This is a genomic window from Clostridium frigidicarnis, assembly GCF_900111985.1.
In the GTDB taxonomy this organism is placed as follows: domain Bacteria; phylum Bacillota; class Clostridia; order Clostridiales; family Clostridiaceae; genus Clostridium_Z; species Clostridium_Z frigidicarnis.
In genome coordinates this window covers 1-16468 of the sequence record NZ_FOKI01000056.1, presented here as the reverse complement: position 1 = coordinate 16468, position 16468 = coordinate 1, and the positions used below count along the sequence as shown (strand labels likewise).

The following is a 16468-nucleotide window of genomic DNA, read 5'->3' as shown; positions in this document are numbered from 1 at the left end:
TGTAAAAGAATTGCTGGTTCTTTATCTTAATCTGTTTAATTTTCAAAGACCAATTTGTTTGCCGCTTCATGCGACTTCTTTATAATAACATTTGTGTTTTCCTTTGTCAACACTTTTTTGAAATATTTTTTATTTCCTTCAAGCTGTTAACTTCACCATCACTTTGTTCTCACATCAGCGACGATATTTATCTTACCATATAACAATAATATTATTTGCATGAATTATACCACTTATACAGTTTATATCTTGTTTTCTTTATTTATCTAGATTATTCTATTATTTTCATTTATAGACACACTAGGTAAAGTATATTAAAAAACAAGGGGTTTAAACTTAATAAACCCCTTGTTTCTCCTATCTATTCATTTATTTTATCAATTGGATCTTCAGTTACTTCTTTTACGTCTTCCAATTCTTCAGTTTCAATTAACGAATTATCATCTTCCAAACTATCTCCTGCTAACTCTTCAACATCATAATTAGTAGATATTTTAGCAATAGCAACTATTTCTTCTTGTTCTTTAGTCCTCATTAACCTTACACCCATGGCATTCCTACTTATAATAGAAATATCATCAATATTTATTCTTATTGCAACACCCTTAGAGTTTATAAGCATCAATTCGTCACCACTCTTACATACTCTACCTGCTACAACTTCCCCAGTTTTTTCTGTTATCTTATAAGTTTTTATACCTTTTCCGCCTCTTTTTTGCCTTGGATATTCAGAGATTCTTGTTCTCTTTCCGTAGCCTTCTTTACTTACTACTAATAATTCTTGATCTTCTACAACTATATCCATAGACACTGTTATGTCATCTTGTCTAAGTGTTATAGCTTTAACTCCTGATGCATTTCTACCCATTGGTCTTACATCTTTCTCGCTAAATCTTATAGAATATCCTCTTCTAGTAACCATTATTATTTCAGCATCTCCATGAGTTACTTTTACCTTTAATAACTCATCACCTTCTCTTAGATTAATTGCATTTAATCCATTTCTTCTTATTGAGGCGTATTCTTTTAATGGGGTCTTTTTAATTATACCTTGCTTTGTTCCCATTATTAGATAGTTTCCTTCTTCCATAGTCTTTATAGATAATACATCTTGTATCTTCTCATCTTGATCTAATGGAAGTATATTTATTATATTAACACCCTTAGCAGTTCTTCTCGCATCAGGTATTTTATATGCTCTAATTTTATATACTCTTCCTTTATCTGAGAAGAATAATAAATCCGTGTGAGTTGATGTAATTATAACTCTTCCTACAGAATCATCTTCTTTTGTTGTCATTGCTTGGATTCCCTTACCCCCTCTTCTTTGAGCTGAGTAAGTATCTGCAGATATTCTTTTTATATATCCTGTCTCAGTTAATGTTATTACTACTTCTTCTTCTTGAATTAAATCTTCTATATCAATATCATCAGCATATTGCTCTATAGCAGTTCTTCTTTCATCACCATAACTAGCCTTTATTGCAGCTAATTCTTCTTTAATTATATTAAGTACCAATTGTTCAGTGCTTAATATTTCTTTTAATTTAGATATTAATTCAACTAACTGTGAATACTCATCTTCTATCTTATCTCTTTCTAAACCAGTTAATCTTCTTAATCTCATTTCTAATATAGCCTGTGACTGCTTCTCACTTAGTCCAAATCTAGATATAAGAGTTTCTTTAGCTATTTCACTATTCTTAGATCCTCTTATTATACTTATAACTTCATCAATATGATCTAAGGCTATTTTTAATCCCTCTAATATATGAGCTCTTTCTTCGGCTTTTCTTAATTCAAATGCAGTTCTTCTTCTTATAACACTCTTTTGGAAATCTATATAATGACTAAGAACCTGCTTTAAATTTAAAACCTGAGGTTCATTATCTACTAGAGCAAGCATTATAATTCCAAATGTATCTTGCATCTTTGTATGCTTATACAAAAGATTTAATACAATATTTGGATTTGCATCCCTTTTTAATTCTATTACAATTCTCATACCGTCTCTGTCTGACTCATCTCTAAGATCAGATATTCCAGTTATTTTTTTATCTTTTACAAGTTCAGCTATATTCTCTATTAATTTAGCCTTATTAACTTGATACGGTATTTCATTAACAATTATTCTATGTCTTCCATCTTTCTCCTGAATCTCTGCCTTAGCTCTAACTAGTACTTTTCCTTTTCCAGTTTCATAAGCCTCTCTAATACCTGATGTACCAAGTATTATACCAGCTGTAGGAAAATCAGGACCTTTTATTTGTGTCATTAGTTCCATTATAGATGTATCTGGATCATCAATAAGCATCGTAACTCCATCTATAACCTCATTAAGGTTATGTGGTGGTATGTTAGTTGCCATACCAACAGCTATACCCGAAGAACCATTTACTAATAAATTAGGAAATCTAGACGGAATAACAGCTGGCTCTTCTTCCTCTCCGTCAAAGTTAGGTATAAAGTCTACAGTATCTTTATTTATATCTCTTAAAAGCTCCACGGCAATTTTGCTCATTTTCGCTTCTGTATATCTCATTGCCGCTGCTGAATCACCATCAACAGAACCAAAGTTTCCATGACCATCTACTAGTGTATATCTTATTGAAAAATCTTGAGCCATTCTTACTAATGCATCATAAACAGACGAATCTCCATGTGGATGGTACTTACCTAAAACGTCTCCTACTATTCTTGCACATTTTCTATACCCTTTTTCAGGATTTAATCCTAATTCTTGCATAGAATAAAGAATTCTTCTATGAACAGGCTTCAATCCATCTCTTACGTCTGGAAGTGCTCTACCTACAATAACGCTCATAGCATAATCTATATAACACTTTTTCATTTCATTTTTTATGTCTACGGGTAATACTCTTCCCTCATTATACATACTTTTCACCTCGTTACATCGCTATATATCTAGGTTTTTAACCTTCTTAGCATTTTTTTGAATAAATTCTCTTCTAGGCTCAACTTTATCTCCCATTAATATGGTAAATATCTCATCAGCTGCCATTGCATCTTCTATTTCGGCCTTTAAAAGAATTCTTCTTTCAGGATCCATAGTAGTTTCCCATAATTGTTCTGCATTCATTTCTCCAAGACCTTTGTATCTTTGGATAGCAACACTACTATCTTTTCCTCCAAACTCAGTTAAAGCATCATCTAGTTCTTTATCAGTATAGGCATATCTATCTTTTTTACTCTTAGTTACTTTATACAATGGTGGCTGAGCTATATAAACATGACCTTGCTCTATAAGCTCCCTCATATAACGATAAAAGAATGTTAACAAAAGAGTTCTGATATGAGCTCCATCAACATCGGCATCTGTCATTATTATTATTCTGTTATATCTTATTTTTTCTATGTCAAATTCATCGCCTATACCTGCTCCAAATGCAGTTATCATTGATCTTATACTATCTGAGTTTAAGATTCTATCTAATCTTTGTTTTTCAACATTTATTATTTTACCTCTTAAAGGCAATATAGCCTGGAATCTTCTATTTCTTCCTTGCTTAGCTGATCCACCAGCAGAATCCCCTTCGACTATATAAATTTCACATTCGTGAGGGTCTTTTGATGAACAATCTGCTAATTTTCCTGGTAAAGATGTTCTTTCTAATACTGATTTTCTTGTAAGTTCTCTAGCCTTTCTTGCTGCATCCCTTGCCCTAGCTGCTAGTAAAGCCTTCTCTATTATTATTTTACCTGTAGTTGGATTTTCTTCTAAGAAAGTACTTACAGTCTCTCCTACTATATTTTCAACTATTCCTCTAACTTCACTTGTTCCAAGTTTAGTTTTTGTCTGTCCTTCAAATTGTGGATCACTTAATTTTACAGATATAACAGCAGTTAGTCCCTCTCTTATATCATCTCCGGACAAGTTTTTATCACTATCCTTCAAATGACCAAACTTTTTAGCATAATCATTAAAAACTCTTGTTAAAGCTGCCTTAAATCCAATAAGATGTGTTCCACCTTCAATTGTTGCTATATTATTCGCAAAGGAAAATATATTTTCTGCATAACTGTCATTGTACTGAAGTGCTACTTCAACAAGACAATCATTTTTAGTACCTTCAACATAAATAGGCTCTTTATGGAGAACTTCTTTATTTCTATTCAAATAGGTAACGAAGGATTTTATTCCACCCTCATAACAATAATGCTCTACTTTCTCTTCTCTTTCATCATTAAATGTTATTTTTATTCCCTTGTTTAGGAATGCAATTTCTCTTAATCTTTGTGATAATGTTTCAAAATCAAATTCTATTTCTTCAAAGATTTCTCGATCGGGTTTAAAATAAATCTTTGTTCCGTGTTCATCAGTTTCGCCTTCTTTTTCAAAGCCAGTTTTAACTTTACCACGTTCAAATTCTTGTTTCCATAAAAATCCATCTCTTTTTACTTCCACTATACATTTTTCAGATAATGCATTAACAACAGATGCTCCAACACCATGAAGACCTCCAGATACTTTGTATCCTCCGCCTCCGAATTTTCCACCAGCATGAAGTATTGTCATTATAACCTCTACAGTAGGTTTTCCCATTTTAGGATGTATACCTACTGGCATTCCTCTACCATCATCTGAAACACTAACTGAGTTATCTTTATGAATATTTATTGTAATATTTTTACAGTATCCTGCTAAAGCTTCGTCTATACTATTGTCAACTATCTCATAAACCAAATGATGTAATCCTCTTGCACTTGTGCTACCAATATACATTCCTGGTCTTTTTCTAACGGCTTCTAATCCTTCTAAAACCTGAATTTGACTCTCACCGTAGGTTTGTTTGTTTTCTTCCACTATAAAACCCTCCTAGCTTAACTAAATGTTAAAGGTCATAGTCTATATATGTTCTCTTAGTCAATGTAGCTGATGATATCGGTGATAGATATATTTTTGATTTCTTATCAACTTCAGCTATAACAAAAGATTTAGGTCTTTCTTTAGTTATACGTTCAACAAAACCGTCTTCTTCTGCTAATCTTAAAAATTGGCCAGTATCTGAACTATACATGCTTGTTTCGATATCAAATATACCTATTACATCCTTTATTGGCACTACTACATTCTCTCCTAAATGTAAAAACACAGTTTTTCCTCCTCTTATTCTCTTATATGACCCTCTGTTACATTAAAAATCTTATAATTTCCATTTAAATTTTCATTTATATCTTCAATTCCTGTACAAGTTATGATTGTTTGTATTTCATCAATAGAACTCAGTATATACCTTTTTCTATTTATATCCAACTCTGATAAAACATCATCCAATAATAAAACAGGATATTCTCCTGTTAAATCTTTTATTATTTTCAGAGATGAAAATTTCATAGTTAAAACTACAGTTCTCTGTTGACCTTGCGAGCCAAATGATTTTACATCTACACCATTTAAATAAATACCAATATCATCTCTATGTGGTCCTACTGATGTATTACCTTTATCCATATCTTTTTTTCTATTAACCTTTAACTTAAGTTTAAGTTCTTCTTTTATATTCTTATTGTAATCTATAGATGTTAAATATTTAAACTCTATTTCTTCTTTGTTTGTAGTTATCTCCTTATGTATATCTTTGCCATGAATATTTAATTTATTTAAGTATTCTAATCTTTTTTTAATTATATATTCTCCAAATGTACATAATTGATCATCATAAACATCTAACATAGCCTCATCTAAAGTTCTGTTTTTCAAAATAGAATTTCTCTCATTCATAACTTTATTGTATTGAACAAGAGCATAATAATATTTTGAACTTAGCTGTGCAATCTCCATATCAATAAACTTACGTCTAACCCCTGGAGATTCTTTTACAATCTTAAGATCTTCAGGGGAAAATATTACAACATTGAAATTTCCAATAAGTTGAGATATTTTATTTATTTTTATAGAGTTAATACTTATAGATTTTTTTCCATTCTTAAGTATAGTTACATTTATTTTTTTATTTAGTCTTTCTCTACAAACATAAATTTGGATAATAGAATTGTCTGAATTCCAAGATATAAGTTCTTTATCTTTATTTGTTCTATGGGATTTTCCAAATCCACAATAGTATACAGCTTCTAACACGTTTGTTTTTCCTTGAGCATTATCACCTATAAATACATTTACGCCTTTTATAAGCTCTATATTTAAAAATTCATAATTTCTATAATTTTTCAATTGTATATATTGAACATACATATAAAACACCTATTTTAAATTATATCATATTTATTTAAAAGATAATCATACTAACTTATATGTTTCTCCATTAAATTCAATTATATCACCTTTTTTAAGTTTTTTACCTCTTTGAGTACATATATCTCCATTAACTATGATATCTCCATTTTGTATAAAGAATTTTGCCTCAGATCCCATACTTACAGCACCTGACCACTTTAAAAACGAATCTAATTTTATTATATCTGTTTCTGTTGTTATTTCTATCACTTCTAAATCCTCCTTTAGCTATTAGCTAATCTTACAGGTAAAATTAAATACTGACAATTATTTGTATTACTGTTTTTAACAATACATGGACTTACTGCACTTGTAAATTCCATAACAATAGTTTCCTCTTCCATAATTTTCAAGACATCAATCAAGTACTTAGAATTAAATGCAATTTGTAGAGGTTCACCTTGCAAATTAATAGCTAATTCTTCTCTCACTTTTCCCAATTGAGAATTAGAAGTGATGATTAAGTTGTCAGGTTGAATATCCAATTTTATCAAATTACTGTTACTATCTTTCGCCATTAGCGAAGCTCTTTCTATACAGTTTTGTAGTTCTTGTTTTTTTACTGTAAGAGAAAGTTTATGCTCTTGAGGAATTATAGAACTATAATTTATAAATTCACCTTCTAAAAGTCTAGAAATAACTTTTGTTACACCTAAATTAAATAAAATATGATTTGTTGTAAAAGTTATATTTGCTATTTCAGTAGTTTCTTCTAGAATTTTAGCTACATCGATTAAGGTCTTACCTGGTATTACTGCACTAATAGTATTTTCAGTATCTAAAAGCTCTCTCTTTAAAGCTAATCTATATCCATCTAATGCAACTAAATTTAAAGTTTTGTTATCAACCTCAAACAATATTCCTGTAAGTATTGGCCTTGTTTCATCCTGAGCTACAGCGAAAGATGTTCCCTTTATCATGTTTTTCAAAGTTTCCTGGTGTACTGAAAAGAATATATTTTCATTTATAGTAGGTAATGTGGGGAAATCTTCACCATTCATATGACTAAGCTCAAAATCTGACTTTTCACAGTGTATTTTTAATAAATTATTTTCTTGAGTTTCTATTGTAACCTGAGCATTAGGTAATTTTCTTATAATTTCTCCAAAAAGCTTAGAGTCTACAACTACATTTCCTGGTTTTATAATTTGAGCAGATAATTTTGTTTCAATGCTTAAATCTATATCTGACCCTATTAGTTTAACCTCATTGTCATTAGATTCTATATAAATACCTTCAAGAATAGACATAGGGGATTTTCCTGTAACTGCTTTTTGTACTATTGATATTGCTTCTTGTAATTTATTTTTTTCACATACAAATTTCATACTAAATAACCTCCTTAAGTTATGCACAGTAGAACTATTATTTTATATATATAGATAATAATAAATAGATAAATATTTATAGTAATAGTAGTAGTAGGTGCTGTGGATTTGTTGATAAGTGGGTTTAAGCCTTGATGCGCAACGAAAAAAATGAAAAAATAAGTGTGGATAAGTAAGAACAAAGCATGCTATCTTATCCACATTATTAACTGATACCTATTAAGTTTTAAGTTATCCACATGCAATGGGTAAGATATTATATACAGCTGTGGACTATTTATCGGTTAATTTCTTCGTTATTTCACTAACTTTAGTTTGTAAGGCTTCATCTACCTTTAGTCCTTCTGAAATTTTTTCGTAGGCATGTATTACAGTAGTGTGATCTCTTCCACCAAATTCTTCTCCTATCTTTGGTAGAGACATATCAGTGAGCTTTCTGCATAGGTACATAGCAATCTGTCTTGGAAAAGAAACATTTCGTGTTCTTCTTTGAGATTTCAAATCTTCAATTCTTAAATTGTGATAATTAGCAACTACATCTTGAATTAAATCAATAGTAATATGTTTTGATTGCTTATTAGATATAATATCTTTTAATGCCTCTGATGCTAAATCAACTGTAATATCTCTATTTGTTAATGAAGAATAAGCAACTATTCTAATTAATGCACCTTCAAGTTCTCTTATATTCGATTTTATCTTTGTTGCAATATAATGCATAACCTCGTTTGGTACATTTAGATTTTCTACGTCAGCCTTTTTCTTCAAAATGGCTATTCTAGTTTCGAAGTCTGGTGGCTGAATATCAGCAATAAGACCCCACTCGAACCTAGATCTAAGTCTATCTTCTAGAGTTGGGATTTCTTTTGGTGGTCTATCACTAGATAGAATTATCTGTTTGTTTGCATCATGTAATTCATTAAAAGTATGGAAAAATTCTTCTTGAGTTCTTTCTTTACCAGCTATAAATTGTATATCATCTATTAATAAAACATCTATGTTTCTATACGTGTTTCTAAATTCAACATTGGTATCATCCTTTATAGAATTTATAAGTTCATTTGTAAATTTCTCTGATGATACATAAACAACCTTTGCTTTAGGATTGTTTTTAAGTATGTAGTGACCAATTGCATGCATTAAGTGAGTTTTTCCAAGTCCAACTCCACCATACACGAATAATGGATTATATGCTTTAGCTGGAGATTCTGCTACAGCTAAAGATGCAGCATGTGCAAATCTATTACTGTTTCCTATTACGAAGGAATCAAATGTATATTTAGGATTTAAACTTGCAGACATTACATCATTTGGTTTTACATTATTATTTTCAATTTCTTTGATTCGTTCTTTTTTTGAACTTTGTTTATCATTATCCTGTTCTTCGGATAATATTATGAATTCAAGGTTATATTTTTTAGATGATATAAGTTTTATTGCATTTTGAAGCAAATCTTTATATCGTGCCTCTAAAATCTCCTTGGTAAAATTATTGGGAACCCCTAAGCTAATAGTGTCATTATTAACAGATAGAGGCGTAGCACTTTTTATCCAAGTATTAAAACTTACTTCGGTAAGTTCACCCTTTAAGATATTTAAGGTTTTTTCCCATAATTCATTAAGTTGGGTATCCATTTCTTATCCTCCAGTCAAAAATCAATAATTTAAAAAAATTAATACTTCTATATAAAAAGCTTAAGTAACAAGTTTTGAACAAAGTTATACACACCATCTATTCATATTGACATATGGGAATAAAATTATTCACATGTTTATAAAATTGTATATAAAATACACAAAAAAAAATCTATTAACAACTGTGTGAAAATAAACATGAACATAATCAACATTGAATAAATTCAGCAATTTAGCCTAAAATAGAATATATGAATTAAATCTTTCTACAGAAATAGGAAAGTTATGCACAGAGTTATCAACAGCTGTGGATAACTTTTTGTTGAAAAATTTTATTCACAATTCTTTTTAATAATATCATAAAGAAATAGAGGGTTTCAATAACTTATCCACAAAAAGAATTATACTTAAGTAATTTTATTAACAGGGATAAGCATTCTTGACATAAATGATGCTTAAATATATAATTATAAAGTAAAACCTAAAATGTATTTTTATTAGATAGTAAGTAACTTGCTATAAATTAAAGAAAATAGCTAAAGGGGGTGTAGACGAATGTTTATGACATACCAACCAAAAAAGAGACAAAGAAAGAAAGAACATGGTTTTAGAAAAAGAATGAAAACTAAGGCTGGAAGAAATGTTCTTAAGAGAAGAAGATTAAAAGGTAGAAAAAGATTGACAGCATAAGGGCCGCATTAGTGGCCTTTTTCTGCAATTGCAGGAAAAAGGAGATTTGGTTTTACGATGAAAGGCGAAAGATTAAGAAAAAATGTAGAATTTAGATCTGTTTATAGAAGAGGTAAGTCTTTTTCTAATGATATTTTAGTATTATATCTTGTTAGAAGTAATAGAAATAGAGATGAAAATGGTAGGCTCTATAATAAAGTCGGAATCTCCGTAAGCAAAAAAGTAGGTAAGAGTGTTACAAGAAGTAGAGCAAAAAGGCTTATAAACGAAAGCTATAGATTAAATAGTAAAGGTTTAAGACCTGGATACAATTTAGTATTTGTAGCAAGATCGGCTATAAAAGAAAGAGAATATAAAGATGTACAGACTGCTATGTTAAATTTATTTAAGAAGGCAGGAATATATAATAATGATGAAAAAAATTCTAATTAAATTAATTGGATTTTATAGACGTTATATTTCGCCCTTGAAGAAACCATGTTGCAGATTTTATCCAACGTGTTCCCAATATGCATTAGAAGCCATTGAAAAATATGGAGCATTGAAGGGGACATTTTTAGCAATTAAAAGAATTTTAAGGTGCAATCCATTTTTTGAAGGTGGATATGATCCTGTTAAATAAGTAAAAAGTTGTCAGGAGGTTTTTTCGTTTGGACGTTTTAAGAAATTTTATAAGTATGTTTTTTGAGCAAATACATAATATTATTCTTAATGTAGTACCTGATACAGGGATAGCTTATGGATTATCTATAATAGCTGTTACAATAATAATTAGATTAATTTTGCTCCCATTAAACTTAAAATCTATTAAATCTCAGGTTAAAATGCAGGAAATACAACCTGAATTGAGTAAATTACAACAAAAATATAAAAATGATCCAGCTAAACAGCAAGAAGAAACAATGAAGATGTATAAGGAATATAAGATTAATCCATTCAGTGGATGTCTTCCGTTATTAATACAAATGCCAATTCTATGGGCACTTTATTATGTTTTCTCTAATTTACAAGGTATAGCAGGGGCAAGATTTTTATGGGTACCTGATTTATCACATCCAGACCCATACTATATATTACCAATCTTAGCTGTAGCTACAACTTATTTTTCAACAGCTGTAATAGCTAGTAAAAATAAAGATAATCCTCAAGCTAAGCAAATGGCAACAATGAACATCTTTATGGCTGGTATGATTGGATTTATGTCACTAAGAATGACATCAGCTCTAGTTATATATTGGGTTGCAGGTAGTATAATACAAATAGCTCAAACATTAGTTTTAAGAGCAGTTGATAATAAAAAAAAGGCTGCAAAACAAGATCAGCTTGAAGATGAAAACAAAGTAAAGCAGGTTGAAAAGCAAACTAAGAAAAAGAATGCAAAGTAATATTTGTATTTTAATGATTACAAAATGTTGGTAACTAAAAAAGGGGTTTTTTTATTAAAGGTGGGTGAGTAGGTAGTGAAGACTTTTGAAGTTTTAGGAAAAACAGTTGACGAAGCAATTAAGAATGCTTTAAAAGAACTTGATGTTACAGAAGATAAAATAGAAGTTGAAGTATTAGAGCAAGGTTCTAAAGGATTATTAGGACTTATAGGTACTAAGCCGGCAAAGATTCTTGTAAAACTAAAAAAAGATTATGCTAAAGAAGCAAAGGCTTTTTTGAAAAATGTTTTAGATGCGATGGGTGTAGAAGTTGAAATAAAAATAGTTGAAAATAAGGACTCTTTAAACATAAATTTATTAGGATCTAACATGGGAACCGTAATAGGTTATAGAGGTGAAACTTTAGACTCTATCCAGTATTTAGTTAGTTTAGTTATAAATAAAGGTAACGATGATGAATATAAAAGAGTTGTATTAGATACCGAAAATTATAGGGCAAAAAGAGAAGAAACCTTAAAGCATTTAGCACAAAAAACTGCTTTCAAAGTAAAGAAAATAGGAAAACGTATAAGGCTTGAAGCTATGAATCCTTATGAAAGAAGAATTATTCACTCAGCACTTCAAAATAATCAAGAAGTTTATACTTATAGTGAAGGTGAAGAGCCATTTAGAAGAGTGGTAATAGATATAAAAAAGTAAATTTTAAGCTCTAGTTTAATTACTAGAGCTTTTTTTATTGGAAAAGTGACCATATTTTGAGAAAAATAATTTGTTTTTTTAGGTTGTGGATAGTTTTTTTGGCTATAATATAAAGAATGATTGTGGATAATTATAATTAAAAAGTTTAATTAACATTGTGGATAATTTTTAAAGGTAAGTTTATGATTCTAGGATTAAAGTAATAATTCTAGAAATAATAAAAAAACATATACAATGTATACAAATTTATAGGATAAATGCGAAAAAAAATTTCTTTTAATAAGTTTTTAGGTTATACTATAAGGTAGTGATTTTTGTTTAAAAACAGTATAATAATAAGTTTTTTGATGTGAATTTATTTAGAATTTTGTATGAAAATATGAGTTTATAACATAAAATTCTAAATGATTATATAAAAGTAGTTTATTAATAAAAAAAGTTGAAAAAGTCTTAGTTTATCTTGATTTTTTTGTCGTAAAGTTACTGGAAACAAAAATGTGGCCATCGGATAAAATTATAATATCCAAAAAGGAGGATATGTATGAGAGAATTTGATACAATAGCTGCTATTGCTACGGCTATTGGAGAAGGCGGAATATCAATTATAAGATTATCAGGGGATAAGGCTTTAAAAATAGCTAGTTCCATATTTAAGGGTAAGAATGATAGACCATTAAATAACATAAAGCCATACACAATGAGATATGGCCATATAATAGATAAAGAAACTGAAGAAATATTGGATGAAGTTATAGTTTCATATATGAAAGCACCAAGAAGTTTTACCTCAGAAGATTGTGTTGAGATAAATTGTCATGGTGGCGTTTTTGCTACTAATAGAATTTTAGAAGAAATTATTAAAAACGGAGCAAGAAATGCAGAACCAGGTGAATTTACAAAAAGAGCATTTTTAAACGGAAGAATAGATTTAACACAAGCTGAAGCAGTAATAGATTTAATAAAAGCAAAAACTGATTTATCAATGAAATCAGCATTACTACAGAGTGAAGGAAGAATTTCAAAAGAAATCAATGGTCTTAGACAAAGACTTTTAGGAGTTATAGCTCATATAGAAGCAACAGTTGATTTTCCAGAAGAGGATTTAGAAGAAATTACATCAAAACAAGTATCAAATAATTTAAGAGAAATAATAAATGAGATAGAACATTTATTAGCTACAGCTGATGAAGGTAAAATACTTAGAGAAGGTTTAAATATGGTTATTGTAGGAAAACCTAATGTAGGAAAATCATCTCTTTTAAATAGTTTACTTATGGAAAAAAGAGCCATAGTAACAGAGGTTGCAGGTACAACTAGAGACGTTATAGAAGAATACATAAATATAAATGGTATACCTGTTAAAATTATTGATACAGCAGGCATAAGGGAAACAGAAGATGTTGTAGAGAAAATTGGAGTAGAGAAAAGCAAAGAGAAGATAAATGAAGCAGATATAATTGTATTTATGTTAGATTCAAGTAGGAATTTAGATGATGAAGATAAGGAAATAATAGAATATATAAAAGATAAGAAATATGTAGTGCTATTAAATAAGGTAGATTTAAATAAAAAATTAGTTTTAGATGAGTTAAGTGGATTAAATATGGAAAATATAATGGATATTTCCGCTAAGACTGGTGAGGGAATAGATAAATTAAAGAGCAAAATAAAAGATATGTTTTTTAGTGGAGAAATAAGTGCAACAGATGTTATGATAACTAATAGTAGACATAAAGAAGCTTTATATAAATCAAAAGAAAGATGCGTAGCAGCATTAAACACATTAGATATGGGAATATCTATTGATTTAGCCTCTATAGATGTTAGATCAGCTTGGATGGATTTAGGTCAAATAACAGGTGAAACATTAGAAGAAGATATAATAGATAAGATCTTCTCAGAGTTCTGTATAGGAAAGTAGGTGTAGTATGAGAAAATACTTAAGAGGAGAATATGATGTTATTGTAATAGGAGCAGGGCATGCTGGTTGTGAGGCTGCATTAGCAGCAGCTAGAATGGGTATGAAAACACTTATAGCTACAATAAATTTAGATAGTATAGCAATGATGCCTTGTAATCCTAATGTTGGAGGAACAGCTAAAGGTCATTTAGTTAGAGAAATAGATGCTTTAGGTGGAGAAATGGGTGTTAATATAGATAAAACATTCATTCAATCTAGAATGTTAAATACATCTAAAGGACCAGCAGTTCATTCATTAAGAGCTCAGGCAGATAAGAAAAAATATCAAGATAGAATGAAACATGTATTAGAAAACCAGGATAATTTAGATGTTAAGCAATGTGAAATTGTTGAAATAGAAGTTGAAGATGGTAAAGTTTCTGGCGTTGTAGCTAGTACAGGTGCAACTTTTAAAGCTAAGGCAGTTATAATAGCTAGTGGTACTTATTTAAGAGGTAGAGTTATAATTGGTGAGTTTATTGAAAATAGTGGACCAAACGGATTAGCAGCAGCAAATTATCTTACATCATCATTAGAAAAATTAAATTTATCTTTAAGAAGATTTAAAACAGGAACCCCTGCTAGAGTAAATAGCAGAAGTGTTGACATTGCAAAAATGATTGAACAAAAGGGTGATGAGAAAATAGTTCCATTTTCATTTTTAAGTGAAAATGTTGATAGAGACCAAATATCCTGTTGGTTAACTTATACAAATGAAGATACTCATAAGGTTATAACTGATAACATAAATAGATCTCCTTTATATAATGGAGAAATAGAAGGCATAGGGCCAAGATATTGTCCATCTATAGAAGATAAAGTAATGAGATTTCCAGATAAATTAAAACATCAAATTTTTGTTGAACCAGAGGGTGAGAATACTGAAGAAATGTATGTTCAAGGTATGTCAAGTTCACTACCAGAAGAGGTTCAGATACAGATGCTTAGAACAATACCAGGACTAGAAAATGTTGAAATAATGAGAACTGGATACGCTATAGAGTATGATTGTATAGATCCATTAGAACTAAAACCATCATTAGAATTAAAAAAAGTTTCGGGGTTATTTGGTTCCGGACAAATTAATGGAACATCTGGATATGAAGAAGCAGCATCTCAGGGTCTTATAGCAGGTATAAATGCATCATTAAAAATTAAAGGAGAAGATCCACTTATATTAACGAGATCTGATGGATATATAGGAGTCTTAATAGATGATTTGGTTACAAAAGGAACTAATGAGCCATATAGAATGATGACTTCAAGATCAGAGTACAGATTATTGTTAAGACAGGATAATGCGGACTTAAGACTTACAGAGTTAGGAAGAAAAGTTGGGCTTGTAACGGATACAAGATACAATAAGTATATAAGTAGAAAAGATCAAATAGACAATGAGTTAAATAGAATAAAAAACTTACAAATAACTAATAAAAAAGAAGTAAATGAATTTTTAATTTCAGTAGGTTCTTCAGAATTAAAAAAACCTATTAGTCTATATGAATTAATAAAAAGACCGGAACTTAGTTACCAAAATACTAAGGAATTAGACAGCGAAAGACATAATTTACCACAGGATGTGGAAGAACAGGTTATTATAATAGCAAAATATGAAGGATATATAGAAAAGCAGTTAGAACAAGTAAATCAATTTAAAAAATTTGAAAGAAAGCTATTACCAGATAATATAGATTATAATGATGTAAAAGGATTAAGAATAGAAGCCGTTCAAAAACTAAATTCTATAAGACCAATAAGCATTGGTCAAGCATCAAGAATATCAGGTGTATCACCAGCGGATATATCAGTTTTATTAATATATTTAGAGCACAAAATGAAGAGAAATCAACAATAAAATAAAATCATGGAGGTCTATATGGTTTATTTTGATATTATGAAAAAAGCCAGTGATGATGTTAATATGCCTTTTGATGAGGATAAGTATAATAAATTTATGCTATATAAAGATTTGTTAAAAGAATGGAATGAAAAAATAAATTTAACAGCAATAACTGAAGATGAAGCAATTATAAAAAAACATTTTATAGATTGCATAAAAGCATTTAAATTTAGTGAAGTTAAGGACGATATATCTATAATAGATGTAGGTACAGGAGCAGGATTTCCAGGTTTACCAATAGGAATAATGAATGAAAACATAAATGTATTACTGTTAGATTCATTAAACAAGAGAATTAATTTCTTAAATGATGTTATACAAAAGCTAAATCTTAAGAATTTTGAGACTATACATGGAAGAGCAGAAGAAGTTTCAAGAAAAAAAGAATTTAGAGAAAAATTTGATATAGCTACATCTAGAGCTGTTGCTAATATGTGTGTATTAAGTGAATTATGCTTACCATATGTTAAGGTAGGTGGATACTTTATAGCGTTAAAAGGACCTTCTGTAGATGAAGAGTTACAGGAAGCCAAGAATGCTATTGGAACTTTAGGTGGAAAATTAGAAGAAGTTATACAAATAGAGATAGAAGATACAGATTTAAAACATAATATT

General features: G+C 29.5%; 15 protein-coding genes. 8 read left to right on the top strand and 7 right to left on the bottom strand.

Going from position 1 to position 16468, the window contains the following annotated elements:
• Positions 1–361: 361 nt before the first annotated feature.
• The 7 genes from gyrA to dnaA all read right to left on the bottom strand — a co-directional run bounded on the left by gyrA (position 362) and on the right by dnaA (position 9219).
• Complete coding sequence (gene gyrA, locus BM119_RS18070) at positions 362–2896, bottom strand: DNA gyrase subunit A (protein WP_090043113.1); 2535 nt, start codon at positions 2894–2896, stop codon at positions 362–364.
• Positions 2897–2917: 21 nt separating this feature from the next.
• A complete protein-coding gene (gene gyrB / locus BM119_RS18065; protein WP_423231013.1) occupies positions 2918–4828 on the bottom strand; it encodes a DNA topoisomerase (ATP-hydrolyzing) subunit B in 1911 nt (636 codons plus the stop codon).
• A gap of 25 nt (positions 4829–4853) precedes the next feature.
• Positions 4854–5114, bottom strand: coding sequence for an extracellular matrix regulator RemB (gene remB, locus BM119_RS18060; RefSeq protein ID WP_090043111.1), 261 nt, complete (start codon positions 5112–5114; stop codon positions 4854–4856).
• A 14-nt stretch (positions 5115–5128) separates the two neighbouring features.
• A complete protein-coding gene (gene recF, locus BM119_RS18055; protein WP_090043110.1) occupies positions 5129–6214 on the bottom strand; it encodes a DNA replication/repair protein RecF in 1086 nt (361 codons plus the stop codon).
• Positions 6215–6259: 45 nt separating this feature from the next.
• On the bottom strand, positions 6260–6466 hold the full coding sequence (locus tag BM119_RS18050; RefSeq protein ID WP_090043109.1) for an RNA-binding S4 domain-containing protein: 207 nt from the start codon (positions 6464–6466) through the stop codon (positions 6260–6262).
• Between the two features lie 14 nt (positions 6467–6480).
• A complete protein-coding gene (gene dnaN / locus BM119_RS18045; protein ID WP_090043108.1) occupies positions 6481–7584 on the bottom strand; it encodes a DNA polymerase III subunit beta in 1104 nt (367 codons plus the stop codon).
• Between the two features lie 273 nt (positions 7585–7857).
• Positions 7858–9219, bottom strand: a complete 1362-nt coding sequence (gene dnaA, locus BM119_RS18040) for a chromosomal replication initiator protein DnaA (protein ID WP_090043107.1) — start codon at positions 9217–9219, stop codon at positions 7858–7860.
• 555 nt (positions 9220–9774) lie between these two features.
• On the opposite strand from dnaA, the gene rpmH reads away from it, so the two are divergent.
• From rpmH to rsmG, 8 genes are all read left to right on the top strand, one after another.
• A complete protein-coding gene (rpmH, locus tag BM119_RS18035; protein WP_090043106.1) occupies positions 9775–9909 on the top strand; it encodes a 50S ribosomal protein L34 in 135 nt (44 codons plus the stop codon).
• Positions 9910–9966: 57 nt separating this feature from the next.
• Positions 9967–10341 carry a ribonuclease P protein component gene (gene rnpA / locus BM119_RS18030; RefSeq protein WP_090043105.1) on the top strand — a complete coding sequence of 125 codons (375 nt, stop codon included), beginning with the start codon at positions 9967–9969 and terminating at the stop codon, positions 10339–10341.
• Positions 10319–10531 (top strand): membrane protein insertion efficiency factor YidD, encoded by a 213-nt coding sequence (gene yidD, locus BM119_RS18025; protein ID WP_242948465.1) that lies wholly within the window; start codon positions 10319–10321, stop codon positions 10529–10531. The genes rnpA and yidD overlap by 23 nt, the downstream gene beginning before the upstream one ends.
• Positions 10532–10559: 28 nt before the next feature.
• Positions 10560–11294 carry a membrane protein insertase YidC gene (yidC, locus tag BM119_RS18020; RefSeq protein ID WP_242948464.1) on the top strand — a complete coding sequence of 245 codons (735 nt, stop codon included), beginning with the start codon at positions 10560–10562 and terminating at the stop codon, positions 11292–11294.
• A gap of 75 nt (positions 11295–11369) precedes the next feature.
• Positions 11370–11993 (top strand): RNA-binding cell elongation regulator Jag/EloR, encoded by a 624-nt coding sequence (jag, locus tag BM119_RS18015; protein WP_090043104.1) that lies wholly within the window; start codon positions 11370–11372, stop codon positions 11991–11993.
• 541 nt (positions 11994–12534) lie between these two features.
• Complete coding sequence (mnmE, locus tag BM119_RS18010; protein ID WP_090043103.1) at positions 12535–13914, top strand: tRNA uridine-5-carboxymethylaminomethyl(34) synthesis GTPase MnmE; 1380 nt, start codon at positions 12535–12537, stop codon at positions 13912–13914.
• Positions 13915–13921: 7 nt separating this feature from the next.
• Positions 13922–15808: a tRNA uridine-5-carboxymethylaminomethyl(34) synthesis enzyme MnmG gene (gene mnmG / locus BM119_RS18005; protein WP_090043102.1), complete on the top strand. Its 1887-nt coding sequence runs from the start codon at positions 13922–13924 to the stop codon at positions 15806–15808.
• Positions 15809–15829: 21 nt separating this feature from the next.
• On the top strand, positions 15830–16468 hold a 639-nt coding region (rsmG, locus tag BM119_RS18000), incomplete at its 3' end, for a 16S rRNA (guanine(527)-N(7))-methyltransferase RsmG (protein ID WP_090043101.1).

Excerpts from the sequence above, each read along its gene's own strand:
- mnmG (WP_090043102.1), top strand. The coding sequence starts at position 13,922 with ATGAGAAAATACTTAAGAGGAGAATATGATGTTATTGTAATAGGAGCA.
- rnpA (WP_090043105.1), top strand. The coding sequence starts at position 9,967 with ATGAAAGGCGAAAGATTAAGAAAAAATGTAGAATTTAGATCTGTTTAT.
- gyrA (WP_090043113.1), bottom strand. The coding sequence starts at position 2,896 with ATGTATAATGAGGGAAGAGTATTACCCGTAGACATAAAAAATGAAATG.
- dnaN (WP_090043108.1), bottom strand. The coding sequence starts at position 7,584 with ATGAAATTTGTATGTGAAAAAAATAAATTACAAGAAGCAATATCAATA.
- yidD (WP_242948465.1), top strand. The coding sequence starts at position 10,319 with ATGATGAAAAAAATTCTAATTAAATTAATTGGATTTTATAGACGTTAT.
- recF (WP_090043110.1), bottom strand. The coding sequence starts at position 6,214 with ATGTATGTTCAATATATACAATTGAAAAATTATAGAAATTATGAATTT.
- mnmE (WP_090043103.1), top strand. The coding sequence starts at position 12,535 with ATGAGAGAATTTGATACAATAGCTGCTATTGCTACGGCTATTGGAGAA.
- dnaA (WP_090043107.1), bottom strand. The coding sequence starts at position 9,219 with ATGGATACCCAACTTAATGAATTATGGGAAAAAACCTTAAATATCTTA.
- rpmH (WP_090043106.1), top strand. The coding sequence starts at position 9,775 with ATGTTTATGACATACCAACCAAAAAAGAGACAAAGAAAGAAAGAACAT.